Consider the following 25014-nt stretch of genomic DNA (forward strand, 5'->3'; position numbering starts at 1 on the left):
GTACTGCTGTGCACCGGACGATGCCCCCACGGACAGGAGTGCTGATGCAGCGCAGACGGATTCTTCAGGGTGCCGCGGTCACGGCGGCGGCGGCGATGTTCCCCGCCTCGGTCCGCGCCGTCGCCTCCCCGGCGGCCGGCACGGACTACGCCGAGGCTCAGTGGTTCGGGGCGTCCGCCTCCAACTACACGGTGTCGAGCCGCCCTTCGGCCTATCCGGTCGAACGCGTCGTCATCCATGTCGCCCAGCAGACGTTCACGGAGACGATCGGCATCTTCCGTGATCCGGCGAAACAAGTGTCCGCGCACTACGTGGTGCGGTCGGGGGACGGTCTCGTCGGCCAGTGCGTGCGGGAGAAGGACATAGCCTGGCACGCCGGGAACTGGGACTACAACACCCGCAGCATCGGCATCGAGCACGAGGGGTGGGTCGATCAGCCCGCGTACTTCACGCACACGATGTACGAACGGTCGGCCAGGCTCACCGCCGACCTCTGCGACCGGTACGGCCTGACCAAGGATCGCGCGCACATCATCGGCCACCACGAGGTCCCGGGCAGCGACCACACGGACCCCGGGGTCAACTGGGACTGGGTGCGCTACATCCGCCTCGTGAACCTCACCTGACACGGTCGCGGGCGCGGGGCGGACGTCGATCACGGGAGGGAGCACCGCGGGCGGACGGCACGCGCGGCCGGAAGAGCGCCTTCGCGCGCGGCGCCTCACCCAAGGGGAGCGGAGCCGTCGCCTCTCTCTCGCTTCCGCGCCCTCGCGCCGAGGTCCCGCGTACGCTCCGCGCGGTCCGGACCGACGTGCCCGCCCACGGCTCGGGGCTCGGCCGCACGCTCCGCCATGTCCTCGCCACCCGCCGGAGGCGCCATGGCACCTCCGCCCCGCAGGCGTTCCAGGTCGGAGGCGCGGACCTGGATGACCAGGAGGGCGATGAGCGCGGCGACGACGGCGAAGACTGCCGCGGCGACGAAGGCGCTGGACACGCCGGATGCCAGGACCTGGTCACCCCACGGGGACGGCAGCTCACCCGTCCTGCGGAATTCCAGCTGCTGGGCGGGCGTGGCCTCGGCAAGGAAGCGAGGCACCTGGTCGGTCGCCTCGTTGCGGCTCGCCGTGCCGAACACCGTGACCAGGATGGAGAGTCCGAGCGAACCACCGACCTGCTGGGTGGCGTTGAGGACCCCGGACGCGGCACCCGCTTCCCTGGGCGCCACGCCGGAGACCGCCATCAGCGTCAGTGACACGAACTGCATGCCCATGCCGAAGCCGAAGACCAGGATGGGTCCGAGGATGCTGCCCAGATAGGTGCTGTTCACATCGGTCTGGGTGAGCCAGCCGAGCCCGGCAGCGGCGAACACAGCGCCCACCACCATGAAAGGCTTCGGCCCCCACCGCGGCAGGAACTGCGAGGCGATCCCCGCACTCACCGCGATGATCGCGCTCACCGGAAGGAAGGCGAGCCCTGCCCGCAGCGGGCTGAAGCCGAGGATGTTCTGCACGAAGAGGGTCAGGAAGAAGAACATCCCGAACATCGCGGCGGCCAGGCTCAGCATCATGCCGTAGGCCCCGGCACGGTTGCGGTCGCGGAACATGCGCAGGGGCGTGATGGGCTGCCTCGACCGGCGCTCGATGCCGAGGAACACGGCGAGGCAGACGACGGCCGCGATGAAGGACCCGATCGTCAGGATGTCGCTCCAGCCGTCCTTGGAGGCCCGGATGAAGCCGTAGACGAGCAGCACCATGCCCAGTGTGGAGGTGAGGGCGCCGAGGACGTCGAAGTGCCCCGCGTGGCGCTCGGATTCCTTGATGAACCGGGGCGTGGCAAAGGCGATCAGCAGGCCGATGGGCACATTGACGAACAGCACCCACCGCCAGTCGAGCCACTCCACCAGAATCCCGCCGGCCAGCAGTCCGATCGCGCTTCCCCCGGCGGACACGGCGGCGAACACACCGAACGCACGGTTCCGGGCCGGCCCCTCGTCGAAGGTCGTGGTGATGAGCGAGAGGGCCGTGGGCGAGGCGATGGCACCACCGACACCCTGCAGCGCACGGGCGGCCAGCAGTTGCCAGGACTCCTGCGAGAGACCACCGAGCAGGGAGGCGAGGACGAAGAGCAGGACTCCGAAGATGAAGACTCTGCGGCGCCCGAGGATGTCACCCAGCCGCCCTCCGAGGAGCAGCAGTCCGCCGAAGGTCAGGGTGTAGGCGTTGATCACCCACGACAGGCTCTCGGTCGAGAAGCCGAGGGAGGTCTGGATGTGGGGCAGGGCGATGTTCACGATGGTGATGTCGAGGACCACCATCAGCTGGCACGACGCGATGATGAGCAGCGCTATCCCGTTGCCGTGGCCCCGCTCCGGGGTTCCGGCAATCGGCGCGGACTTCGCTCGGGATGCTGTCATGGCGTCACGTGCAGTACGGACCGGTGGTGAACAGAAACAACCACTCATCGACGGTAGGTCGGAGCGGACGGGTCCGCCAATCGAGCGCGAGCCGCGCGGGCGGTACCACCCCGGAAAGGCGCAGAAGCCCCGCCGGACGGGGTCCGGCAGGGCCAGGGGCGTGCGAGCGGCGGTGGAGGTCAGGCGAAATGCACGTCGCTGCACCAGAAGTACGTCTGGTCCAGGTGCGAAGCCGGCTCTGGACGTCGTCGCCCCAGCGGAGCCGGAAGCCGTAGTTGCGGGAGGGCGGGGATCAACTGGCGTGGGAGCGCTCCCACACCAATTGATCCCCGCCCCGTCACGCCCACCTCAATCACGCCCGCCGACACGTCACCAGTAGTGGCGGCGACCTCCGACCGCGTGCCCCACAGCCCCGAGGAGCCACAGGACGACGCCGATCACGAGGAGGATGATCCCGATGGTCCACAGAAAGCCGAGACCCGTCACCAGGCCGATGACGAGAAGGATGGCGCCGATAATGATCATGACTGCCTCCGGTGGCCGCGCCCTCAGGTGAAGAGCTGGAAAAGCTGGCACATATCGAGAATATGCCCTATTCGGCGGCATGTGCAGATTCCGCGCCTACGCCTGCCTCCGCGCACCGGCCCCCGGCGACCACCGCGGCCTCAGTCGCGGGGCAACAGGCTTCCCAGCGGGCCCAGGTCCAGGTTGAGGTCCTCGGGACGTACGCCGTGCTGCTCGCAGAGTTCCGCCATCCGCTGGTCGAGCATCATGAGCGTGGTCCCGATCTCGTCCACCTGGCTGTCGGTGAGATCACCCTGATCGATACGGCGGATGGCCTGGCGTTCCATGAGCTGGCGGAGCAGTTCCACCACCGTCAGCACGAGGGCCACCAGATCCCTGCCCAGCTGATCGGAGTCGACGTCGAGTCGGGAGGTCGTCACAGCGCACCCCCGTCCGCCCAGGGTGCCGGCACACGTTCGTTGACAGAGGAGAGCAGAGCGTGCAGGGACAGCCGCACGAGCGGTACGTCCGCGATGGCGATCACGAGGTCACCGCTGATCACCACACCCGTGGCCAGCACCCGGTCCAGCAGGTCGACGAGCGGTACGCCGATGGGGCCGCTCAAGGGCTCGGCGTTGTCCCAGGGGACCACTTCACGGTCCATGTCTACACCTCGCCGACGAAGGAGTACGGCACCCAGGGGCCGGAGATCTCGATCTGCGCGCCGGTCTCGGCCCGCAGCGTCCGGGCCAGCTCCTCGAGCTCGGCCGACCGGCTCTCCCCCACCAGATAGGTGGCGTTGAGCACTTGGAGGCGCCCCTTGCCCGGGGACTCGGCAGCTTGCAGACGCAGTCGGCGTCCGGCGGCGGCGACCTTCCGGAAGGCTGCGTCGACCGTCTCGGCGGACCGGAGAGCGTCCTCCTGCCGCCGCTCGCGACGCGCCTGCACCCCGCGCTTACGCTCCAGGTAGGCGAGTCCGGCCCCTGGGGCCGGACGGGCGCCACCGGCAGCCACGCCCTGCCCCTCCGGAGGACGGGGGGATGCATCCGGGTCCGGCGCCGGCGGCTCGCCCGCGTAGACCTTCACCCCCCATTCGCAGCGGCCCGCCGTGCGCTCCAGGGCGGCTCGGAATCGCCCGGTCTCGGCGAGCAGCGCCCGCCGGGCCCGTTCCTCGCCGTGGTAGAGCGTGGCGAGCGGCAGGGGCACCGTGGGGCAGGATGCGGCGGCTTCCGACACGACGTGGTGGTGCGCGCGCGCGTACCGTTCGAGCTCACTCCGGTCGGCCATGCGGGCCTGCCACGCCTCGTCCGTGAAGTCCGCCGCCCTGACGGTCTGGACGATCGCCGTCAGCTCCGCGAACCCCAGGGGCCGCAGGGGTTCACCCATGGCGACGCCCCGAAGGTCCGCGATCACCGCCGGGTCCGGTTCCTTGCACACCGCGAAGACGTAGAGAGCCTCGGCATCCGAAAGTCCGCGTCCGCACTCCGTCATGTGGCTCGGTTCTCCTTGTCGGTCAGTCGTCCGATGTCTCGTCCGTCTTCGCCTCGAGCGCCTCCAGGCGCTCGCGCAGGTCACGGTTCTCGTCCTGGAGGGCGTGGCGGGCAGCGCGCGAACTCAGCGCGGGGTCCGTCTCCCACCAGTCGATCCCGGCCTTCTTCGCCGTGTCCACGGAGGCCACGAACAGGCGGAGGCGGATGGTCAGAAGCTCGATGTCGAGAAGATCGATCTTGATGTCACCCGCGATGACGATGCCCTTGTCGAGGACGCGTTCGAGGATGTCCGCGAGGTTCGTGTTCTGCGGCCCAGGGATGGGGTAGGCCTCCCGGCCGAGGTCGAGATCGGTCACCTCGATGCCTTCCGTCCTCGCCGCTTCCTGGGTGCGGCTTCCTCTTCTTCCTCTTCTTCTTCCTCGGGCTCGCCGTCCTCCTCTTCCTCGTCCTCCTCGTACTCGGGTTCGTCCTCGTCCTCGTACTCCGGTTCGTCCTCGTCCTCGTCCTCTTCCTCGTCCTCCGGTTCCTCCTCGTCCTCACCCTCTTCCTCGTCCTCGTACTCTTCCTCGCCCTCCGGTTCCTCCTCGTCCTCCGGTTCCTCCTCGCCCTCTTCCTCCTCGTCGGGCTCCTCGCCCTCGGATTCCTCCCGCTCCATGGCCTCCTCGTGCGTCACGACGACTTCGCCGTCGCGGATCTCGCCGCGCCAGCCCTCGGCGTCCTCGTCGGTGAGGGTCACGAAGCGCTGGAAGAGCTTGAAGTCGAGGCGCATGCGACGGCCCTGCACGCGCCACAGGTTTCCCGTCTTCTCGAAGAATCCCGACGGGTAGTACTCGATCACCAGGACGATCCGGGTCAGGCTCGGCGCGAGTTCGTGGAAGCTGACGCAACCGCGCGTGGAGCCTTTGGACCCTTCGGAGGTCCAGACGATGCGGTCGTCCGGCACCTGCTCCTGGACCGTGGCCTTGAAGCCGCGGGACGAAGGCCCGATCTTGACCTTCCAGTCGCTCGACATCTCCTCGTCCATGGAGACGCTCTGCACACCCTTGGCGAAACTCCCGAACTTGTCGTAGCGCGTCCAGTGGTCGTAGGCCTCGCGCAGGGGCACTCCCACATCGAGCACCTCGATGATGTTCATGGATTTGCCGCCGCCGGACTTGCTCTTGCCCTTTCCGCCCCCGAACGTCTCCTTGGCCTTGTCCACGATGTTGTCCTTCACGCTCCCGGCCTTGTCCGCGACGAAGGCCTTCACAGGGGATTCGCCCTGAAGGACACGGGAGGCGACCGACGGCAGCGAGCCGCCGTTGTCGGCGATGTCGGTGAGCTGGCCGGTCAGCCCGGTCAGCTTGTCGCCGGCCTTCTGTGCGAGCTTCTCCGTCTTCGCACCGAGAAAGTTCGTGAGTTCCCCGCGGAGACGGTCGATACCCGACTCGCCCGTCTCCGGTGCGTCACTGTCGCTCCTGGACATGGCTGCCTACCTCCGCCGTTCGCCGCGTCCTGACGCGGCTCGCTTCGATGACGTCGTCTTCTTGGACGAGGCGCTCTTCCGGGACGACGACTTCTTCGCCGGAGCCGACTTCTTGGCGGGCGCCTTGCGGGCGGCCGACTTCTTCGCCGGAGCCGACTTCTTCGCCGCGGCCTTCTTCGCAGGGGTGGCCTTCTTCGCCGCCGCCTTCTTGGCGGGCGCGGCCTTCTTCCCTGCCGGAGCGGCCTTCTTGGCCGGGCTCTTCTTGGCCGGGCTCTTCTTGGCCGGGGTCTTCTTGGCCGCAGTCTTCTTGGCCGGCGCCTTCTTCGCGGCCGGCTGCTTCTTCGCCGGGGCTGCCTTCTTGCCGGGCTCGCGCCCCGCAGTGTCGGAGGGCTTACGGCGAGCACTCGGTCGCGGCTCCTCCGGCTCTTCTTCCTCTTCTTCCTCTTCCGGCTCTTCTTCCTCTTCTTCCTCCGGCTCTTCCTCCGGTTCCTCTTCCTCTTCCTCCGGTTCCTCTTCCTCTTCCTCCGGTTCCTCGTCCTCTTCCTCTTCCTCCGGTTCCTCGTCCTCTTCCTCGTCCTCCGGTTCCTCGTCCTCGAATTCCTCTTCCTCCTCCTCGGGCTCTTCCTCCGGCTCCTCCTCGTCCTCGTAGTCGCCCTCGTCCTCGTCCTCCTCCGGCTCCTGCTCGTCCGGCTTCCCCAGACGAGCCGTCCGCTCACTGAGGGCGTCGGCCAGGGAGTTCATGCCCCGGTCGGCAGCCGCCGTCAGGGCCTTTCGGCCGGAGTCGAGGACTTCGCCCTTCAACTGGTCCTGCAGTTCGGCGATCTGCGGCATCTCGCCCAGTCGGCGCATGCCTTCCGCGGCGAGCTGGCGCGGTTCGAGGCCGAATCGTCTGCCCGCCAGGTAGGTGGCGACGGAGAGCGCCAGACGGCCCTTCTTCGTACGGCCGAGCACGTATCCGCCCACCACAGCCGCTGCGAGCGTCGCCTTTGTCTGATCTTCCATGAGTGAGTCACCTTCGATGGTTCGGTGCGGGGCGGACTCGCGCGGCGTGGAGCCGGTCGAGCAGCCGCTCCTCTTCCCGTTCGAACTCCTCCAGGCTGATGTGGCCGTCCTCGAGCTCCTGGTTCAGGGCAAGCAGCTGGGCCCGGACCACACCCGGGTCGTGGAGTTCGCGGTCGGCCGCCTCGTCGACCTTCTCCGCGACCCAGATCACGCCTCGCACCGGCGCGAGGGGCAGCATGAGCAGGCCGGTGAGCAGTCCCATGTCAGACCCCCGCGACCGAGGCTCGGCGTCCGTGCGAGGGGACGAAGCTGTAGCAGGGCAGCGGCCCCGCGACGCGGAGATCGACATGCTCGCGGTGCCCGTCGGCGAAGCTGCGCACCACCGCGCGGAAGGCGTCGCTCCCGCTCCGGTCGACGAGGAACGACACGTTCAGCGCGCAGCCGTGAACCTCGGGTCCGGCGGCTGCCGCCCGGGCCAGGGGGGTGAGCCGGTGGAGCAGCTTCTTCCCCGCCTCGGCAGCACGGCGGGACAGCGCGGCGGCGACGGCCTCGCCGAGGCGGACGTTCGCCTCGTAGTCGGGGCGCCTGCGGACCGCTTCACGCAGGCGCCGTACGTTCTTCTCCTCGGCGACGACCGCGGCGAGCGCGTCCTGGGCCGGAAACGCCTTGAGGTTGATCTCGACGGCGCCGTCCAAGTTCCGCAGCGTGGCGAGGTGTTCCGACTGCGATCCGGCCAGTTGCGCGCGTACCGACTCCTCGTCCGGGGCGACCGCCCCGAACCGCATGGGCAGCACGGGCCCGCCGTCCGAGAGGCGCAGCAGGACGTCCTGGTGTGCCAGCAGGTCACGTCGTCTGGCGCGAAGTTGTCCTGGCGCGTCGCTCACGACGGCGGTGAGCTTCCCGTCCCGCACCGGCCGCAGCGGGGCCGGGGGGCTGCCCACTCCGGTCGTGCCGGACGGGATCGCCGCTCCCGCCGGGACGATCGCATAGACGTACACACCGCTCCCGGTCACGCTCACGCCTCCACGCGTCGGCGCCGGTTCGACCCGTCACGTGCGGGTGCCCGGCGCTTCCTGGGCCGCTCTTCCTTGTCGCTGTCGTCGTCGTCGTTGTCGTCCTCACCGCTGCCGACCGCCTTGCGCACGGTGTCGCCGACGGACTCCGCCGCGTTGCGCACCTTCCGCTTGCCGACCGACTTGGCGGCACGTCCCCCGAGCAGCTCCGGGATGGTGGTGCTGCCGGAGTCACGTTCCAGGTCGAGACGGTTGCAGGCCTCGGCGAAGCGCAGGTAGGTGTCCACGCTCGCGACCACGATGCGCGCGTCTATCTTGAGGATCTCGATGCCGACCAGGGACACCCTGACGAACACGTCGATGACCATTCCCCGGTCCAGGATGAGTTCCAGGACGTCGTAGAGCGTGCCGGCCCTGGGCGGGCAGGGGGCGACTTCGTCGGCGTACATGGTCGTGGTCATGGAGCGTCCTTCCGGGTGGGGGCGAAGCGGTCACTCGTCGGCGGAGCCACGCCGGTAGCGGCGGACCCTGCTGTACTCCATGAGTTCGCCCTGGTCGTCGATCTGGACCTCGTAGGAGGCCAGCAGGCTCGTCGTGTCGGGGATGCGGGGAACTTCGAGGACGTCGACGACGACGCACCATCCGTCGTCCTTCCGCCTGACGGCCGACACCCCCTCCGCGGGATGGCAGATCAGCCGTTCGAGGCTCTCGCAGGCAGCACGAGCAGCGTGCTCAGGACCTCGTCGGGACGAGGTGCGGGGTGACGCTGTCTTCGTGGTGTGCCCGGACCGGGCGCGACGATTCTCTGCCATGAGATCCAGTCTGGTCAGGATCGGGTCGGGCGCATCTCGGCAGCGGCCGGGGCGGGCTGCGGGCGTCACCCTTTCGCCGTCCCCGCCGGTCGTCCCGTGCGGGCCGCGTGCACAGTCGTAGGTATGAGTGAGACCCGTGAACCCCCTGGGCCGGACGACGCGCACGTACGGCCGTCCGGGGTCGGCGACACGACCGTGGAAGCTCTCGGCGCGCTGACGGAGGCGCTGGAGAAGGTGGAGCGGGCCCGAGGGCAGCTCTACGGGTTCCACCAGCTCACGGGCGGTGCCGACCTGACGCTCGACCGCGCGGTGGAACTGCTCCGGATGGGTGGCCACCCGGAGCACGCCGACCTCGTGGAGCGGGAGATCCTGGGCCGCAACGTCGTCCCCGACTGCTGGACCTTCCAGCTCGTCGAGGCGTACGACGACACCTACTACCGGCCGTTCGTCGAAGTGGAGAAGAAGGTGCGCCAGGAACTCGTGGGAGGGCGGCGCCACCTGTTCGAGGCGGAGATGAAAGAGGCCCGGCGCACGCACGGGCACCCCGAGCACACCGCGCGGCCGTGACCATGGAACCGGCGCAGGCCCTGAGGCGGATCGCGTTCCTGCTGGAGCGGTCGCAGGCGGCGACGTACCGGGTGAAGGCCTTCCGCACCGCGGCCGAGGCGATCGGCGCCATGGACGGGCAGGAGCTCGCCGATCGGGTGAAGCACGGATCGCTGGAGGCGGTGCGCGGGATCGGCCCGAGGACGGCCCAGGTGATCCGCGAGGCGGTGGAGGGTGCGACGCCCGGCTATCTCGAACGGCTGGAGGAGGAGGCGTCGGCACCGCTGGCCGCGGGCGGTGAGGCGCTTCTCGCCGCGCTGCGCGGTGACTGCCATCTGCACTCCGACTGGTCGGACGGGGGCAGCCCCATCGACGAGATGGGCCTTACGGCGGCAGAGCTCGGGCACGAGTGGGCGGTGCTCACCGACCACTCCCCCAGGCTGACCGTCGCCAACGGGCTGTCGACCGAGCGGCTGTTGCGGCAGTTGTCCGTCGTGGCGGAACTCAACGAGCGGTGGGCGCCGTTCCGGCTGCTCACCGGCATCGAGTGCGACATCCTCGACGACGGCTCGCTCGACCAGGACGACGAGGTGCTGGAGCGTCTGGACGTGGTGGTCGTCTCGGTGCACTCGAAGCTGCGCATGGACTCGGCGGCGATGACGCGCAGGATGGTCGCGGCCGTGCGCCATCCGCACGCCGACATCCTGGGGCACTGCACGGGACGGCTCCTCGGCGGGAAGAAGCGGCCCGAATCGGCGTTCGACGCCGAACAGGTCTTCGCGGCGTGTGCGGAGTCGGGTACGGCGGTCGAGATCAACTGCCGGCCCGAGCGCCTCGACCCCCCGCGAGGCCTGCTGCGGCAGGCGGTCGCCTCGGGGGCGCTGTTCTCGATCGACACCGACGCACATGCTCCGGGCCAGCTGGACTGGCAGCCCTACGGCTGCGCACGGGCGGAGGAGTGCGAGGTGCCGGCCGAGCGGGTCGTCACCACCTGGCCGGTGGAGCGGCTTCTGGACTGGACGAGGCACGGGGAGCGCCGGTAGGCCACCGCTGTGCGGTGCGACGGGCGAGGACGAGCCGGTCCCGGCCGTTCGGCGTAGAGTCGATCACGGTTGTCCATGTGGCTCCGGCGCAGGCCGGGGCAGGAGGAACCACATGTCCAGTCAACGCAAAGGTCCTCACCTTCCGCAGACACGCGGTGCGCTCTCCTCAGGCGTGATCGGTTTCCTGAGGGGCGACGGCGTGCTTCCCGATCCCGCCGCCGCCCGTTCCGCCGAGCCGTACGGCGACGATCTGCAGCTCGCCCTCTACGTCTGTTACGAGCTGCACTACCGGGGGTTCGCCGGCGTGGACGCCGATCTGGAGTGGGATCCGGCGCTGCTCGGTGTGCGTGCAGCGCTGGAGGACCGCTTCCTGACGGCTCTGCGACGCGATGCCACGGAGACGGCGAGCCTGGACGACATCCTGGCCGGTCTCCTGGTGGAGCCGGTGCGCGGGACCGGTCTCTCCTGGTTCCTGCGGGACGAGGGCGAACTGCGCCATCTGCGCGACTACGCGGTCCAGCGCTCCCTGTACCACCTCAAGGAGGCGGATCCGCACGCCTGGGTGCTGCCGCGCCTCAGCGGGCGGGCCAAGGCGGGCATGGCGGCGGTCGAGTACGACGAGTTCGGAGCGGGCCGCGCGGACCGCGTCCACGCGCAGCTGTTCGCGGATCTCATGACCGATCTGGGTCTGGACACCACGTACGGCCGTTATCTGGACGAGGGCTGCGCGCCCATGCTGGCGCTGGTCAACCTGATGTCGCTGTTCGGTCTGCACCGGGCGCTGCGCGGAGCGCTGGTGGGCCATTTCGCGGCGGTCGAGATCACGTCCTCCCCCGCCTCACGGCGCCTCGCCGGTGCCATGAAGCGCACCGGCGCCGGCCCCGCGGCCGAGTTCTTCTACACCGAGCACGTCGAGGCGGACGCGGTGCACGAGCAGGTGGTGCGCCGGGACGTGATCGGCGGACTGCTCGACGACGAACCTGATCTCTCAGCCGACATCGCGTTCGGCATCACCGCCACCTCGTATCTCGAGGACAGGCTCGGGGACCACCTGCTGGCGCACTGGCAGGTCTGACCGACTCCGCTTTGCCGCGTTCCTCGAAGGGAGCCGCAGATGTACGCAGACATGGCCGAGGAAACCCCTCCCGCCCGGTTGATGACTCTCCCGGGGGTGTACGCGCCTCAGTACGACACCCGCCTGCTCATGACCGCCCTGGACCGGGAGGACCTGGGCGCGGGCGCCGATGTCCTGGATCTGGGAACCGGCAGCGGCGCGCTCGCCCTGCACGCCGCCCGGCGCGGAGCGCGGGTGACCGCCGTGGACATCGCGTGGCGGGCCGTGGTGACGGCCCGGCTGAACGCGCTGCTGTCCCGACGGCGCATCACCGTGCAGCGCAGCGATCTCCTCTCCGCGCTGCCCGGCCGGTCCTACGACCTGGTGATCTGCAACCCGCCCTACGTGCCCTCGCCCGTGGGCCGACTGCCGGCGCGCGGCGCGGCGCGCGCCTGGGACGCCGGGCGGGACGGGCGCGCGATCCTCGACCGGGTCTGCGAGGCCGCCCCGGCGGCCCTGCGCCCGGGAGGGCGTCTCCTGATGGTGCATTCCGGCCTCTGTGACAGCGACGTGACGCTCCAGCGGCTCTCCGACGCCGGTCTGCGGGCCCGTGTGAGCGACCGGGCGCTGGTGCCCCTGGGGCCCGTGCTGCGGTCGAGACTTCGGTGGCTGAGGGACACGGGGCTGATGGACCGGGGGGAGACGACGGAGGAGCTGGTGGTGATCCGTGCCGAACATCCCTGAACGTCCCTGCCGGATAACCCTCGGTGAAGAGGGTCCGCTGCTGGTCGAGGGGCCGGTCGAGATCACCTGCGCGGACGGCAGTGTGGCCGCCTCCGACCGGTTCCTCGTGGCCGTCTGCACGTGCCGGCGCAGCCGGATGTACCCGTGGTGCGACACGAGCCACCGGCGGCGCACGCAGCCCGGGCGCGACACGGACTGACCGGCTCACTCCTCGGGCCGCCGTCGCGCGGGCGTCGCGCCACGCAGGCGGCGTGACATCGCGCGCAGGCGGGGGTGGCGCTCGTGCACCTCCGCCGACCGGCGGTCGAGCTCTTCGGCAAGGCGCTCCGTGCGCTTGTCGATGTCGAGTTCGTCCAGGATGCGGTCGATCTCCGCGAGCAGGGCGCCGTGCAGCTGCCACTGCCGCGGGTGTTCCTGGACCCCGGCGAGCAGCAGGTCCGCCACCCGGTCGCGCGTCTCCCGGCTGCGCGCGAGGGCGTCGGCGAGGCGCTCCTCGGCCTCCTCGCCGCTCTCGGCCATCGGAGTGGTGATCATGACCGCGAATCCCTCGATGGCCTCGGACATGTTCCGGAACAGCTCCCTGAGGCCCCTGGCGACGTCGTCGGGGAAGAGCGCCTCTCCGGTGCGCGCCTTGGCCAGGTCGGTCAGTGAACGGGTCAGGACGCGCAGCACCACCGCGCAGATCTCCAGGGTGTCGAGGCCGGTCCGCAGGACGACGCGGTGCAGCATTCCCTGGCGCACCCGAGGGTTGAGCATCGTGCTCTCCTCGGCCTGCCGCAGCGAGGCGTCGACCTCCACGATGTCGTGGTCCAGCCGCCGGGCTTCGTGCAGGCGCGCTGCCGCCTCCCGTACGGGGTGGGTGCCGCCGATCTCGTCGCCCAGGGCGCGGAACATCGTTCCCATCCGCTCGCCCAGGCCGCCGATGGAGGCGCCCGCCGACTCGACCCAGACGGGGGGCGCGAACAGGAGGTTGAAGAGCAGGCCGACTCCCGCGCCGATCAGCGTCTCCAGCACGCGCTCCCAGGCCGTGTCGGCGACCTGCGAGACCCCGAGGACCAGCATCGCGCTGATCGCCACCTCGGGGACGAACTCGTTGACGCGGACGACGCGCCCGATGAGCAGGGAGGTGAAGATGGTGAGCCCGAGGCTCCACCAGTTCAGGCCGACCAGGGCGCTGAATCCGCCGGCGATCAGGACACCGACGACGACGGCGTTGACGCGCCGGATGCCCGTGGTGAGCGTGGCGTAGAGCGTCACCTGCACCACGAGCAGTGCGGTCAGCGGGGCGGTGAGCGGCGCGGGGTGCGGGGCCGGCAGGACCAGCTGCGCCACCGCGAAGGCGATGACGGCGGCCGCGGTCGAACGCAGGGTCTGCACCGCGGCCGGCTCGGTGGTGCGCTGGACGAGTTTGATGACGGGCGCGGGCGTGGAAACTGCAGGCATTCCTTCACGGTGCCCCGAATCACCCCTTCGCATCGCTTCACGGGCCGGGCGGACTCCGTACGGGCGCACGTGTGCACCCGTCGGCCCCCGACCGCGCGGACCGGAGCGGACGGAGAGATGGTGGAGGCATGGCTATCTCACTGACGCCCCCGGGAGAGACACCCCCCGCCGAGGGCTCCATAAGCGAGGCACACGTCGAGCGTCCCGACGGCGGTATCTGGGAGCACCCCGCCCTGTGGGCGGCCGTGGTGCTGCTGGGCTCAGCCGTTGTCGCGGGCTACTTCATCGCACGTATCTTCGGCTTCACCTGAGCGCGGCGGCACTTCGCGCGCCTGACCGGCGGCGGTGTCAGCTCCCCGGTGGCAGCGGCCCCCGCCCGTCGCCGTCGGCGGGGGCCACCACGAACCTGTCCAGCAACGCGTCCAGCCCTGAAGCCAGCCCTTCGGGCCCGCCTCGGTCCGCCATCGCGGGTGCTGTCGCACGCAACCGCGCGAACTCCTGCGCCGAAAGGCGGTGCAGTCCGAGCCGGAAGCCGGGATCGCTCTCCTCGGGGGCGTCGTCCATGGCGCGCAGTTCCACCAGCAGGTAGCCGAGCAGCCACGCGGTGAAGACCCGGTGCAGTGACACCACCGTGGGTTCGGCGATGCCCGCGCGGTGCAGCAGGTCCAGGACGCGCTCGTCGCTGCGCAGCACGGCTGCCGGGCGGCGGGCCAGAGGTGTGGACAGGAGCCGGGTCGCCAGCAGCGGCACGACGTTGGGGTGCCGCATCGCCACCTCGTAGGCGGCCCGTGCGTGACGGCGCAGCTCTTCCCGCCATGCCGTGCGAGCAGGACCGTCGGCTGCCAGGACCTCCTCCAGCTCCTGGTGAAAGGCCTCCACCAGGCCGTCCAGCAGGGCGTCCTTGCTGGACGCGTACCGGTAGAGAGCCATCGCCTCGACGCCCAGTTCGGCGCCGAGGCTGCGCATGCTGAGGCCGGACAGCCCTTCCCGGTCCACCATCTCCATGGCGCTGGCGAGGACCCGTTCCCTGCTCAGCCGTCCGTATCTGCCCCGGTCGGCGGCTCTGCGCCCGGGTCTGTCGCCCTCTGCGTCCGGCATGCCGCGTGCCCACCTCGCTCTCGCCTGCTCCGATCGTCCCGCATGACGCCTCTTGGTTCCCCTTGACCACACCGGACAATCGGGTCAATAGTGTACATATACGTCGTAAACGTAAGCCGTCAGCTTACGTTCCGACCTACTCAGGGGCGTCGATCGTGACGCACAGCGAGACGAAATCAGCGGACCGGACCCTGGTCGAGCGCCATCTGGCGCGGATCTCGGGGGGCAACGTCATCCGGATCACCACGGGCGGGCCCGTCTTCGGGCACCCGTACCGCCACCGGAAACCCCGTCCCTCCACCTTCGTACCGGTCCTTCCACGGCCCGACCGGTCCTTCCTGCTGGCCGTGACCGCGGGGTGGATCCTCTCCTTCCTGTGGTTCTGGTCGTGGTGGCTCCGGCCGGAGCACCGAGCGGGCTGGGCCGGTCTGATCGTCAACAGCATCCTGCTGCTCTACCTCACCGGGCTGCCCAGCTACTTCTTCGTCACCGTGCTACGGCTGCGCCGGGTCGACCCGGCGCTCGGCGTCCCGCGTCTCCCGGTGGCGTTCGCGGTGACCCGCGCGCCTTCCGAACCCTGGCCGACCGTGCGCCGGACTCTGGAGGCCATGCGCCACCAGGACTTCCCGTACCCGTACGACGTGTGGCTGTGCGACGAGGATCCGACCGACGAGATCCGGGACTGGTGCGGCCGGCACGGTGTCCTGGTCTCCTGCCGCCGTGACGCCGAGACCTACCACCGCGCGGACTGGCCCCGCCGGACCCGCTGCAAAGAGGGCAACTTCAGCTACTTCTACGACCACTGGGGCTACAGCCGCTACGCCGTCGTCGCCCAGCTCGACTGCGACCACGTCCCCTCCGCGGGCTATCTGACCGAGATGGTCCGGCCGTTCACCGACCCGGCCATCGGCTATGTCGCGGCTCCGAGCATGTGCGACGCCAACGACGCGCGCTCCTGGTCCGCCAGGGGGCGGCTCCACCGTGAAGCGGTCTGGCACGGCGCCATCCAGCTGGGTCACAGCGACGGGCTCGCTCCGATGTGCATCGGCTCCCACTACGCGGTGCGCACCCAGGCACTGAGGGACATCGGCGGTCTGGGGCCCGAACTCGCCGAGGACTTCTCCACGACCTTCCTGCTCAACTCGGCCGGATGGCACGGCGCCTTCGCCGTGGATGCCGAGGCCCACGGCGACGGGCCGCTCACCTTCGCGGACATGATCACGCAGGAGTACCAGTGGTCGCGGAGCCTCACCACCATGATGCTCGACCTGCTCCCGCGGCACCTGGGACGGCTGCCGCTCCTGTTGCGCCTGCGCTTCGGTTACGCCCTCGCGTACTACCCGCTCATGGGCTCCATGATCGTCGCGGGACTGGTGCTTCCGCCCGTCGCGGTCATCAGCGGCCTGCCCTGGATGAACGTGGACTACTTCGACTTCCTCCTCCACTTCTGGGCGCTGCCCGTATGGCTGTTGCTGGCCCTGTGGCTGATGCGCCGTCGTGGCCTGTTGCGCCCGCGCGGTGCACCCCTGCTGAGCTGGGAGACCTGGCTGTTCGCACTGTCACGGTGGCCGTTCGTGATCCTGGGTGTGGTGGGCGCGGTCGTCCAGCGGGTGCGCCCCCGGCCCCTGACGTTCAAGGTCACCCCCAAGAGCGACTCGGGGCCGCAGCCGCTGCTCGCCCGGCTGACCCTTCCGTTCGCCGCTCTCGCCGCGGCCCTCTCGTCGGTCGCCGTCTTCGGTGAGCTCACCGGCCCGTCGGTGGGCTACGTCTTCCTCTGCGTCCTCGCGGCGACCACGTACGCCACCGTGGCGCTCGCCGTTCCGCTGCTCCACGTGAGCGAGAGCGCCAGGGCGGCCGGTGTCACCTTCCGGTCGGCCCTGCCCACCGCCTGGCTGTCCCTCACGGTCGGTGTGCTGGCGGCGCTGCCCGTGGCCACCTCCCTCGTCCTCTATCCGGCCTATGCCGCCGCCGTACTGGGCCGGTGAGTGCGGTGCGGACGACCGGAATCCCCCACCCATCGGAAGGAACCGCGCTCATGCCTCCACCGACGACCGTTCTCGTCACCGGCGGGGCGGGCTTCATAGGCAGTCACACCTGCGTCGAACTCCTCGAACACGGCTACAAACTGATCGTGATCGACAACTACTCCAACAGCTCGGCCGAGGTGTTCGAGCGGATCGAGAGGATCACCGACCGTTTCGTCGGTGCCGTGTACGAGTTGGACATCCGCGATCCACGCGCGCTGTCAGCCGTATTCGACCGCCACCCCATCGACGCCGTCGTGCACTTTGCCGCGCACAAGGCTGTGGGTGAGTCGACGCGGATGCCCATCGAGTACTACGACACGAACGTCGCCGGAACGACGTCCCTGCTGCGGGCGATGCACGAACACGGGGTGCACCAGCTGGTCTTCTCCTCGTCCTGCTCGGTCTACGGCGACGCCGGACGCGGCCCGCTGGACGAGTCGACCCCCGCACGCCCGACGAACCCCTACGCGGCGTCCAAGCTGATCTGCGAGCAGATCCTGTCCGACGTCTGCGCTCGGCGCCCGGAGTTCGCGGTGCTGTGTCTGCGTTACTTCAACCCGGTCGGCGCCCATCCGAGCGGACTCCTCGGCGAGGACCCGAGCGGGCCCCCCGACAATCTGCTGCCCGCGGTGGCCCAGGTGGCCATCGGCAGGCTCCCACGGCTCCGGATCTTCGGAGACGACTACGCCACACCGGACGGCACGGCGATCCGCGACTACCTCCACGTCCTGGACACGGCCGAGGCCCACCGCATCGCGCTGGACAGGCTGGGCGACAGGTCCGGGATGCGGGTGTTCAACCTCGGCACCGGCAAGGGGCATTCCGTGTTCGAGGTCGTCTCCGCCTTCCGTACGGCGTGCGGCAGCCCCATCCCGTTCCGGATCGTGCCCCGTCGCGCCGGCGACGTCACCGAACTCGTCGCCGACGCCGGCGCCGTGGCGCGCGCCTGGGGATGGCGGCCCCGCCGCGACCTGGCGGACATGTGCCGGGACTCCTGGCGTTTCCAGCAGCACAACCCCTTCGGCTACGCCACCACGGGCGGCGGACCGACGAGCAGTGAGGAGTGACATCATGCGCATGACCGTCATCGGTACCGGATACGTGGGAACGGTGCACGCCGCCTGCATGGCCGACATCGGCCACGAGGTCCTCGGCATCGACATCGACGCCGCCCGTGTCGCCACCCTGGCAGCCGGCCGCGCACCGATGTGCGAAGCCGGGCTGGACGACCTGCTCACCCGCGCCCTCGCCTCCGGCCGCCTGCACTTCACCACCTCCATGGACGAGGGCGCGGCCTTCGCCCGCACCCACTTCCTGTGCGTCGGCACCCCTCAGTGCCGCGACGGAGCGGCCGCGGACCTGCGGTACGTCGACGCCGTGGTGGAATCACTGGCGCCCCGGCTGCGGCCCGGCAGTCTCCTCGTGGGCAAATCCACCGTGCCGGTCGGAACGGCGGCCCGGATCGGCCGCACACTGGCCGCGGTCTCGCCGGGCAGCGAGGTCGCGTGGAACCCCGAATTCCTGCGGGAAGGGTCCGCCGTCGCAGACACCATGCGGCCGGACAGGCTCGTCGTGGGGGTCGGCTCGGCGGACGCGGAAACCACGCTGCGCACGATCTACGCGCCCATGATCCGGGCCGGGGTGCCGTTCTTCGTCACCGACCCGGCCACCGCGGAGCTCGTCAAGGTGGCGGCGAACTCCTTCCTCGCGACGAAGATCTCCTTCATCAACGCGATGTCCGAGGTCTGCGCCGTCGCGAACGCCGACGCCACCGTCCTGGCCCGGGCCGTGGGCGCGGACTCCCGTATCGGTGACCGCTTCCTGGAGCCGGGGCTCGGGTTCGGCGGAAGCTGCTTCCCCAAGGACATCCGGGCGTTCGCCGCCCGCGCCGAGGAACTCGGAGCCGGCGAGGCGGTCGCGTTCCTGCACGAGGTCGACCGCATCAACACGCGCCAGCGCCGTCGGACGGTCGCTCTCGCGCGAAACCTCATGGGCGGTTCCCTGGCCGACCGCCGTGTCGCGGTCTTCGGCGCGGCCTTCAAGCCCGGCAGCGACGACGTCCGGGACTCGCCCGCGCTCGCCGTCGCCTCCACCCTGCGGAAGGAGGGTGCCGAGGTCCGCGTGCACGACCCGCAGGCCCTGGACAACGCCCGCGCCGCGTGCCCCGGCCCGGCCTACGTCGGGACCGTCCCCGAGGCCTGCGAGGACGCCGATCTGGTGCTGCACCTGACGGCGTGGCCCGAGTACCGTCAGATCGACCCGGCCGCACTCGCCCTCGTCGTACGGGAACCGTCGCTGCTGGACGCACGGAACACCCTGGACGCGCGCGTCTGGCGGCAGGCGGGGTGGGCGATGCACAGCCTGGGGCGCCCGCAGGACGACGGTGCCGGTTCGGGCTCCGCGCGGTCCGGCGGCCGTCCGGTGCTGGTGGCAGGAGGTGCGTCATGAGGATCGTGGTGACCGGCGGTGGCGGTTTCGTGGGTTCCCACCTGTGCGAGGCCCTCCTGCGCAGGGGCGACACGGTCTGGTGCCTGGACAACTTCTCCACCGGCGAACCGGACAACGTGAGAGCGCTCCGTGACGCGCCCGGCTTCCACAGCCTGCGGGCCGACGTGACCTCACCCTTCGACGTCACCGGCCCCGTGCACGCCGTGGCCCACCTCGCGAGCCCGGCGTCGCCGGCCGACTACGGCCGCCTCCCGGTCGAGACGCTCACGGTGGGCAGCCGGGGTACGGAGAACTGCCTGCGCCTGGCGCTGCGGCACGGGGCGCGGTTCGTCCTCGCCTCCACCAGCGAGGTCTACGGCGATCCCGAGATCCATCCGCAGCCCGAGGACTACTGGGGACGGGTCAACCCCATCGGCCCCCGCAGCGTCTACGACGAGGCGAAGCGCTACGCGGAAGCCCTGGCCATGGCCTACCGGCGCAGCCTCGGCGCGGACGTGGGCGTCGTACGGATCTTCAACACCTACGGCCCCCGGATGCGCCCGTACGACGGTCGCGTCGTGTCGACGTTCATCCGCGAGGCACTCCAGGGCCGCCCCCTGACCGTCTACGGGGACGGCAGCCAGACCCGCAGCTTCTGCTACGTCGACGACCTCGTGCGCGGGCTCGTCGCCATGATCGACAGCTCGCTCAGCGGACCGGTCAACCTGGGCAACCCCTGCGAGCACACGGTGATCGAGCTCGCCGAGCACGTGCTCGCCGCCACCGGGTCGTCCTCCGCGATCGAGCACCGGCCGCTGCCCGTCGACGACCCCACCCGGCGACGCCCCGTCATCACCCGGGCCCGGGCCCAACTCGGCTGGGCACCCCGTGTCCCCCTCGACGAAGGGCTCCGGCGCACGGTCGGCTGGTTCGTCTCCGGACCCGCTCCCGGTGGAGGTCCCCCGCACCACCCCGTCCAGGAACCCGTGGAGGCCTGACCCCGATGCGCCGTCCCCCCGCCGCCCCCGCCCTGGCACGACGTGCGCCGAGCGTCCTGCTCGCCCTGGCACTGTCCCTGGGTGTGGCCAGTTGCGCCGACACGCCCCACTACTCCCCCTCACACACCTATTACGTGAGTTCCCGGGGCGACGACCGGCACGACGGCACGTCGAAGGGCCAGGCCTGGCGGACGCTCGCCAGGGCGGAGCGCGTCGCGCTCGAGCCCGGCGACCGCCTGCTGCTGGAGGGCGGCGACCGCTTCCAGGGAACCGTCACGGTCAAGGAGGGCGAGGCGGGAAGCACCCGCTCGCCCGTCCTGATCAGCTCGTACGGGGACGGGCGGGCGACCGTGGAGGCGTCCGACGGCCCGGGGGTCTCCGTGCACAACACCGCGGGTGTGGAGATCAAAGATCTCGACGTCACCGGGGGGAGCGGCGCCCGCGCCGACGAGGGCGGCATCAATCTCTACAACGACCGTCCGGGCGGTGGGAGGCTGGGCCCCGTCAAGCTGTCCGGGATCGACGTCTCGGGATTCGCCGTCGGCGTGGCGATCGGCGGCAAGGACGAGAAGTCGGGGTTCCGGGACGTGTCCGTGCGTCAGGCGCAGCTCCACGACAACAGGGAGGCCGGACTGCTCGTCTACGGCCCCGCCTTCGACCCGGCGCGCCCTGCCTACGCGCACCGGAACATCGACGTCGAGGGTGTCGAGGCCTTCCGCAACCCCGGCGATCCCTCGGCCGCCCACCGCCATACGGGGGACGGCATCATCCTGGGCTCGGTGCGTGAGGCCACCGTGCGCGGGTCCAGCGCCCACGACAACGGAGCGCGCTCGTCGGCCGTGGCACCGACCGGGCCGGTGGGGATCTGGGCCTACGACGCGACGGCCGTGCGGATCGAGCGGAACGTCTCCTACCGCAACCACACCGGGTCCGAGGTCGACGGGGCCGGCTTCGGGCTGGACTCCAACGTGTCGTCCTCGACGGTGCAGTACAACCTGACGTTCGGCAACGACGGCCCCGGCTACTACGCCTATTCGAGGACGGTCGACGGTGCGCACCGTGACAACACGATCCGCTACAACATCAGTGCGTCCGACGGACGCAAGCTGTCCCACAACGGCGGAATCGCGGTGCACGGCAAGGACATCCGTGATCTGAAGATCTACCAGAACACCGTGGTGATGACCGGCTCCGCCCACGGCGACGCACCCGCGGTGCGCCTGCGGCGTGGCGAACAGGGCGTCTCCCTGCGCAACAACACCCTGGTCAACCGGAGCGGGCCGGTGGTCACGGCGGAGTCCGGACTCTCACCGGCCGACGTCAGCCTGCAGGGCAACAACTACCGCACCACGGACGGGGCATGGTCGGTCGACTGGGGAAGCCACGCATATCCGGACCTGAGCTCCTGGCGCACGGCCACCGGCCAGGAGCGGGTGGGGCAGCGCGCGACCGGGCTCACGGCCGACCCGTGCTTCGCCGGGGGAGAACTCCCGGCCGTGCGTTCGGCCCACGACGTGCCGGCCGTCGTACCGGACTGCGGGGGACGGGACGGACTCGACCTGCGGGCCCTGTTCGGCACGGATCCCGGAACCGTGGACTACTTCGGCACCGAGGTGCCCGACCCCCCGCCGGTCGGAGCGGCCGTGCCCGAGGCCCCCGGTTCAGGTACGTGAGCGACAAGGTGCGGTCCGGCAGGGCCCGTGCCTACGATCGAGACGGGTTCCCGCGCCTGAGCCCATGGGAGTTCTCCCGGCTCGGTGTCCGCCAACGCAGGGAGGCGCTCGCCAGTGCTTCGGGCACATCGGCCCATGGCCGTGTACACCGTCTTCGTCCTCTGCGTCACCGCGTTGTACCTCGGGTTCACCGAACTGCGCACCCCCCTGTGGGCCGTGATCGGGCTGAGCGGATTCGGGGCGGTGCTGACCGGTCTGCACCTGCACCGTCCCGCCCATCGCTGGCCGTGGTGGTTCCTGGCGGCAGGCCTTCTCTCCTTCGCCGTCGGCGACACCGTCTACAACGTGATGGAGGAGTACCTGCACATCGCCGCCCCCTTTCCCTCGGTGGCGGATGTGGCCTACCTCCTGACCTATCCCCTGCTGGCCACGGGCCTGCTGGGGCTGTTGAGGTATCGGTGGCTGAACCGCGATCTGCCCAGCCTCCTGGACGCGTTGATCTTCACCGGAGCGCTCGCCCTGCTCGTCTGGGTGAGCCTGATGCAGCCCCTCACCCGCGTCGAAGGCCTGACCTGGCAGGAGCGCGCCGTCAGCATGGCCTACCCGCTCGGCGACGTCCTCGTCCTGGCGCTGCTCTTCAGGCTGCTCACACCGAGCCAGCCCTCCGGCAGCAACAGGTCGGTGCAGCTCCTCGTCCTCGGTACGTCCACGTTGCTCGGATTCGACATCCTGTACGGCTTCCTCCAGCTCTACAGCACCTGGCACGTGGGAACGCTGCTGGACATCGGCTGGGTGCTGTTCTACGCGGCCTGGGGGCTGGCCGCGCTGCATCCCTCGATGGTCGCGCTGACGGCCCGGTCCCCACAGCAGCAGCACGTGCTGCCACGGCCGAGGCGGCTGGTGCTGCTGGCCGTGGCGACCCTGGTCGCGCCGGCGATCCTGCTCGTGGAGGCCGCGCGGGGCAACGCCGAGGACGCGACCGCGATCGCCGCTTTCACCGGCGTCCTCTACCTCCTGGTCATTCTCCGGCTCGCGGGCATGGTCGTGGCCCACCGCAAGGCGCTGGCCCGGGAACACGCCCTGCGTAACGCGTCCTCCTCGCTGGTGGCCGCGGACCGGCCCCGTCAGATCGCCCTGTCCTGCCAATCCGCGGTCGACGCCCTCTTCGGCCCCTCGGTCCCGCACGGCAGTCTCCTACTGTCACCCCAGCACTCCGCCGACCTGTACGCGGAGTTGATCCTCTCCGACCCGGTCGACGAGCCGGCGGATCCGCTCGCCGCGACGGTCGGCGACGAGATGCCGAGCCCCGGACTGCCGGCTCCCAGCGGCACCCGGCAGGTCCCCACGGCCGGGCTCGACCCCCGCATCGTGACCACCCTCGGCGCGCTCCCCACCACCCTGGTGTGTCCGCTGGTCCACCCGGACCACCCCTCCCCCGGGCCGCAGACGGGGGTCCTGCTCGCGGCGGGGCCTGACAGGCAACTCGCCGACATCCGCGGCTCCCTGGAGATCCTCGCCTCACAGGCCGGGCTCGCGATGGAGCGGGTCACGCTCCGCGAGGAGGTCATCCGGCGCAAGAGCGAGGCCTATTTCCGGACACTCGTGCGCAACGGCTCGGACGTGATCCTGATCATCGACGACGACGACGCGGTGCGGTACGCCAGCCCGTCGGCGAGCACCGTCTTCGGACGGGTGCCGCTGAACGGCGCGGCGCTTCCGGGTCTGATCGAGGCGGACGATGCCGGCCGGGCGGCCGGCACCCTGGCGAGAGCGCGGGAGAGCAGCGGCCGGAGCGCCAAGGACCACTGGCGCATCCCCCACGGGAACAACCCGGTGGAGGTGGAGGTGAGGTGCAGCAACCTGCGCCACGACCCGACCGTGCACGGGCTGGTCGTGACCCTCCGCAACGTCACGGAACAGCGCGCGCTGGAACACGAGCTCACCCAGCGCGCCTTCCACGATCCGCTCACCGGGTTGCCCAACCGCGCCCTGTTGCTGGAACGCATCGGACGGGCGCTGCTGCGCGGCCGGCGCGAATCGGCGCTGACCTGCGTGCTCTTCATCGACCTCGACGACTTCAAGCTGGTCAACGACTCGATGGGGCACTCGGTCGGCGACCAGTTGCTCGTCGCGGTGGCCGGCAGGCTGTCGGCCGCACTGCGGCGCAGCGACACCGCCGCTCGGCTGGGAGGTGACGAGTTCGCGGTGCTGATGGAGGACGCGAGGCGCCCACTGGACGCGGAGCTGCTGGCGGCGCAGGTCGTACAGGCGCTCAGCCGGCCCTTCAGGCTGCCGCACGGAGCGGTGAGCGTGACCGTCAGCGTGGGGGTGGCCACGGGCATGGGCGGCATGGACACCGAGGAGTTGCTCGGCCGCGCCGACCTGGCCCTGTACGCGGCCAAGGCGGCGGGCAAGCATCGCTGGCACCGGTACCAGCCCCGGCTCCACACGCGTATGAAGGAACGGCACGAGCTGCAGTCGGCGATGGACACCGCCATAGCCGAGAACCAGTTCACTCTGCGCTACCAGCCCGTGGTCGACATCACCGACGGTGAGGCCGTGGTCGGCTTCGAGGCACTGGTCCGCTGGTCCCATCTGCGGCACGGACTGCTCCCGCCCCAGCAGTTCATCAGCATCGCGGAGGAGACCGGGCAGATCAACATGCTCGGAGCCTGGGTGCTGAGCCAGGCCGCGAGCGATGTCGCCGGTCTCCAGCGGGTGTCCGCTTCCCCCTCCTCTCCTTATGCCAGCGTGAACGTCTCCGCGTTGCAGTTCCGGGACCAGGGCTTCCTGCACAAGGTCGGCGATGTCATGGAGAACTCCGGTCTCGCCCCGGGCTCCCTGCAACTGGAGCTCACGGAGACCGCCCTCGTGACGGACCCGGCGCAGACCCGTTCGGTCATGCGGCAGCTCAGGGACATGGGGGTCCGCATCGCCATCGACGACTTCGGCACGGGGTTCGCCTCGCTGCGCTATCTGCGGGAGTTCCCGGTCGACGTGCTGAAGATCGACAAGTCGTTCATCGACGGCATCACGGAGGACAGCAAGAAGCTCGGGCTCGTCGAGGGCATCCTGCGCATCGCCGACACCCTGGGACTGCAGGTGATCGCGGAAGGCATCGAGAGCACGGCCCAGCGCGATCTGCTGACTGACCTGGGGTGCAGGTGCGCGCAGGGGTATCTCTTCGCCCGTCCCATGACCGTGGAACAGGGCGGACATCTGCTGAGCCGGAACGGCACCCCTCCCCGATGACCCGGCCGGG

General features: G+C 70.3%; 27 protein-coding genes. 13 read left to right on the top strand and 14 right to left on the bottom strand.

The features are described 5' to 3' along the window. Positions 1-44: 44 nt before the first annotated feature. A complete protein-coding gene (locus tag ACFY8O_RS12810) occupies positions 45-626 on the top strand; it encodes an N-acetylmuramoyl-L-alanine amidase (RefSeq protein ID WP_387901253.1) in 582 nt (193 codons plus the stop codon). A gap of 95 nt (positions 627-721) precedes the next feature. Here ACFY8O_RS12810 and ACFY8O_RS12815 read toward each other — a convergent pair whose 3' ends face one another. From ACFY8O_RS12815 to ACFY8O_RS12870, 12 genes are all read right to left on the bottom strand, one after another. Beyond that, positions 722-2413 (bottom strand): MFS transporter, encoded by a 1692-nt coding sequence (locus ACFY8O_RS12815; RefSeq protein ID WP_387901255.1) that lies wholly within the window; start codon positions 2411-2413, stop codon positions 722-724. A gap of 369 nt (positions 2414-2782) precedes the next feature. Next, on the bottom strand, positions 2783-2938 hold the full coding sequence (locus tag ACFY8O_RS12820) for a DUF6131 family protein (protein WP_167526159.1): 156 nt from the start codon (positions 2936-2938) through the stop codon (positions 2783-2785). A gap of 140 nt (positions 2939-3078) precedes the next feature. Beyond that, positions 3079-3357 (bottom strand): gas vesicle protein K, encoded by a 279-nt coding sequence (locus tag ACFY8O_RS12825; RefSeq protein ID WP_145804962.1) that lies wholly within the window; start codon positions 3355-3357, stop codon positions 3079-3081. Then, positions 3354-3581, bottom strand: a complete 228-nt coding sequence (locus ACFY8O_RS12830) for a gas vesicle protein (protein ID WP_145804964.1) — start codon at positions 3579-3581, stop codon at positions 3354-3356. The genes ACFY8O_RS12825 and ACFY8O_RS12830 overlap by 4 nt, the downstream gene beginning before the upstream one ends. A gap of 2 nt (positions 3582-3583) precedes the next feature. Then, the gene (locus ACFY8O_RS12835; RefSeq protein ID WP_387901259.1) at positions 3584-4408 is read right to left on the bottom strand and encodes a GvpL/GvpF family gas vesicle protein; all 825 of its coding nucleotides are present in this window, start codon (positions 4406-4408) and stop codon (positions 3584-3586) included. A gap of 22 nt (positions 4409-4430) precedes the next feature. Further along, a complete protein-coding gene (locus ACFY8O_RS12840; protein WP_145804968.1) occupies positions 4431-4763 on the bottom strand; it encodes a gas vesicle protein in 333 nt (110 codons plus the stop codon). Then, positions 4760-5872 (bottom strand): SRPBCC family protein, encoded by a 1113-nt coding sequence (locus tag ACFY8O_RS12845; RefSeq protein WP_387901262.1) that lies wholly within the window; start codon positions 5870-5872, stop codon positions 4760-4762. Before ACFY8O_RS12845 ends, ACFY8O_RS12840 begins: the two co-directional genes overlap by 4 nt. Positions 5873-5878: 6 nt before the next feature. Then, a complete protein-coding gene (locus tag ACFY8O_RS12850; RefSeq protein ID WP_387901264.1) occupies positions 5879-6874 on the bottom strand; it encodes a histone protein in 996 nt (331 codons plus the stop codon). 7 nt (positions 6875-6881) lie between these two features. Then, positions 6882-7136, bottom strand: a complete 255-nt coding sequence (locus ACFY8O_RS12855; protein WP_145804974.1) for a gas vesicle protein GvpG — start codon at positions 7134-7136, stop codon at positions 6882-6884. A gap of 1 nt (position 7137) precedes the next feature. Further along, entirely contained in the window at positions 7138-7887 is a 750-nt protein-coding gene (locus tag ACFY8O_RS12860; protein WP_387902526.1) for a GvpL/GvpF family gas vesicle protein, read from the bottom strand. A gap of 2 nt (positions 7888-7889) precedes the next feature. Beyond that, the gene (gene gvpJ, locus ACFY8O_RS12865) at positions 7890-8348 is read right to left on the bottom strand and encodes a gas vesicle protein GvpJ (protein ID WP_387901267.1); all 459 of its coding nucleotides are present in this window, start codon (positions 8346-8348) and stop codon (positions 7890-7892) included. A 30-nt stretch (positions 8349-8378) separates the two neighbouring features. After that, positions 8379-8699 (bottom strand): gas vesicle protein GvpO, encoded by a 321-nt coding sequence (locus ACFY8O_RS12870; RefSeq protein ID WP_145804978.1) that lies wholly within the window; start codon positions 8697-8699, stop codon positions 8379-8381. A gap of 123 nt (positions 8700-8822) precedes the next feature. Between ACFY8O_RS12870 and ACFY8O_RS12875 the strand changes: the two genes are divergently transcribed. The 5 genes from ACFY8O_RS12875 (at position 8823) to ACFY8O_RS12895 (ending at position 12285) form a co-directional block, all read left to right on the top strand. Further along, the gene (locus ACFY8O_RS12875) at positions 8823-9266 is read left to right on the top strand and encodes a hypothetical protein (RefSeq protein ID WP_387901270.1); all 444 of its coding nucleotides are present in this window, start codon (positions 8823-8825) and stop codon (positions 9264-9266) included. Positions 9267-9268: 2 nt separating this feature from the next. Then, the gene (locus ACFY8O_RS12880) at positions 9269-10288 is read left to right on the top strand and encodes a PHP domain-containing protein (RefSeq protein WP_387902529.1); all 1020 of its coding nucleotides are present in this window, start codon (positions 9269-9271) and stop codon (positions 10286-10288) included. A gap of 112 nt (positions 10289-10400) precedes the next feature. Continuing rightward, positions 10401-11363, top strand: a complete 963-nt coding sequence (locus ACFY8O_RS12885; RefSeq protein WP_387901272.1) for an iron-containing redox enzyme family protein — start codon at positions 10401-10403, stop codon at positions 11361-11363. A gap of 39 nt (positions 11364-11402) precedes the next feature. Continuing rightward, positions 11403-12086: a HemK2/MTQ2 family protein methyltransferase gene (locus ACFY8O_RS12890; RefSeq protein WP_387901275.1), complete on the top strand. Its 684-nt coding sequence runs from the start codon at positions 11403-11405 to the stop codon at positions 12084-12086. Then, the gene (locus tag ACFY8O_RS12895; protein WP_387901277.1) at positions 12070-12285 is read left to right on the top strand and encodes a CDGSH iron-sulfur domain-containing protein; all 216 of its coding nucleotides are present in this window, start codon (positions 12070-12072) and stop codon (positions 12283-12285) included. The genes ACFY8O_RS12890 and ACFY8O_RS12895 overlap by 17 nt, the downstream gene beginning before the upstream one ends. Before the next feature lie 5 nt (positions 12286-12290). Here ACFY8O_RS12895 and ACFY8O_RS12900 read toward each other — a convergent pair whose 3' ends face one another. Beyond that, on the bottom strand, positions 12291-13529 hold the full coding sequence (locus ACFY8O_RS12900) for an FUSC family protein (protein ID WP_145804988.1): 1239 nt from the start codon (positions 13527-13529) through the stop codon (positions 12291-12293). Positions 13530-13600: 71 nt separating this feature from the next. Between ACFY8O_RS12900 and ACFY8O_RS12905 the strand changes: the two genes are divergently transcribed. After that, positions 13601-13840: a DUF6480 family protein gene (locus tag ACFY8O_RS12905; protein ID WP_387901280.1), complete on the top strand. Its 240-nt coding sequence runs from the start codon at positions 13601-13603 to the stop codon at positions 13838-13840. A 37-nt stretch (positions 13841-13877) separates the two neighbouring features. Here ACFY8O_RS12905 and ACFY8O_RS12910 read toward each other — a convergent pair whose 3' ends face one another. After that, on the bottom strand, positions 13878-14627 hold the full coding sequence (locus ACFY8O_RS12910; RefSeq protein WP_387901283.1) for a TetR/AcrR family transcriptional regulator: 750 nt from the start codon (positions 14625-14627) through the stop codon (positions 13878-13880). A gap of 155 nt (positions 14628-14782) precedes the next feature. Between ACFY8O_RS12910 and ACFY8O_RS12915 the strand changes: the two genes are divergently transcribed. The 6 genes from ACFY8O_RS12915 (at position 14783) to ACFY8O_RS12940 (ending at position 25004) form a co-directional block, all read left to right on the top strand. Next, positions 14783-16612 (top strand): glycosyltransferase family 2 protein, encoded by a 1830-nt coding sequence (locus ACFY8O_RS12915; RefSeq protein ID WP_387901285.1) that lies wholly within the window; start codon positions 14783-14785, stop codon positions 16610-16612. A 50-nt stretch (positions 16613-16662) separates the two neighbouring features. After that, positions 16663-17721: a UDP-glucose 4-epimerase GalE gene (galE, locus tag ACFY8O_RS12920; RefSeq protein WP_387901287.1), complete on the top strand. Its 1059-nt coding sequence runs from the start codon at positions 16663-16665 to the stop codon at positions 17719-17721. Positions 17722-17725: 4 nt separating this feature from the next. Continuing rightward, entirely contained in the window at positions 17726-19102 is a 1377-nt protein-coding gene (locus ACFY8O_RS12925; protein ID WP_387901289.1) for a UDP-glucose dehydrogenase family protein, read from the top strand. Next, on the top strand, positions 19099-20079 hold the full coding sequence (locus tag ACFY8O_RS12930; protein ID WP_387901292.1) for a UDP-glucuronic acid decarboxylase family protein: 981 nt from the start codon (positions 19099-19101) through the stop codon (positions 20077-20079). The genes ACFY8O_RS12925 and ACFY8O_RS12930 overlap by 4 nt, the downstream gene beginning before the upstream one ends. A 5-nt stretch (positions 20080-20084) precedes the next feature. Continuing rightward, positions 20085-21752, top strand: a complete 1668-nt coding sequence (locus tag ACFY8O_RS12935; protein ID WP_387901295.1) for a right-handed parallel beta-helix repeat-containing protein — start codon at positions 20085-20087, stop codon at positions 21750-21752. Positions 21753-21887: 135 nt separating this feature from the next. Next, entirely contained in the window at positions 21888-25004 is a 3117-nt protein-coding gene (locus ACFY8O_RS12940; protein ID WP_387901297.1) for a putative bifunctional diguanylate cyclase/phosphodiesterase, read from the top strand. The last annotated feature ends 10 nt before the right edge of the window (positions 25005-25014 follow it).

It is taken from the genome of Streptomyces argenteolus (genome assembly GCF_042902585.1).
Lineage (GTDB): Bacteria > Actinomycetota > Actinomycetes > Streptomycetales > Streptomycetaceae > Streptomyces > Streptomyces argenteolus.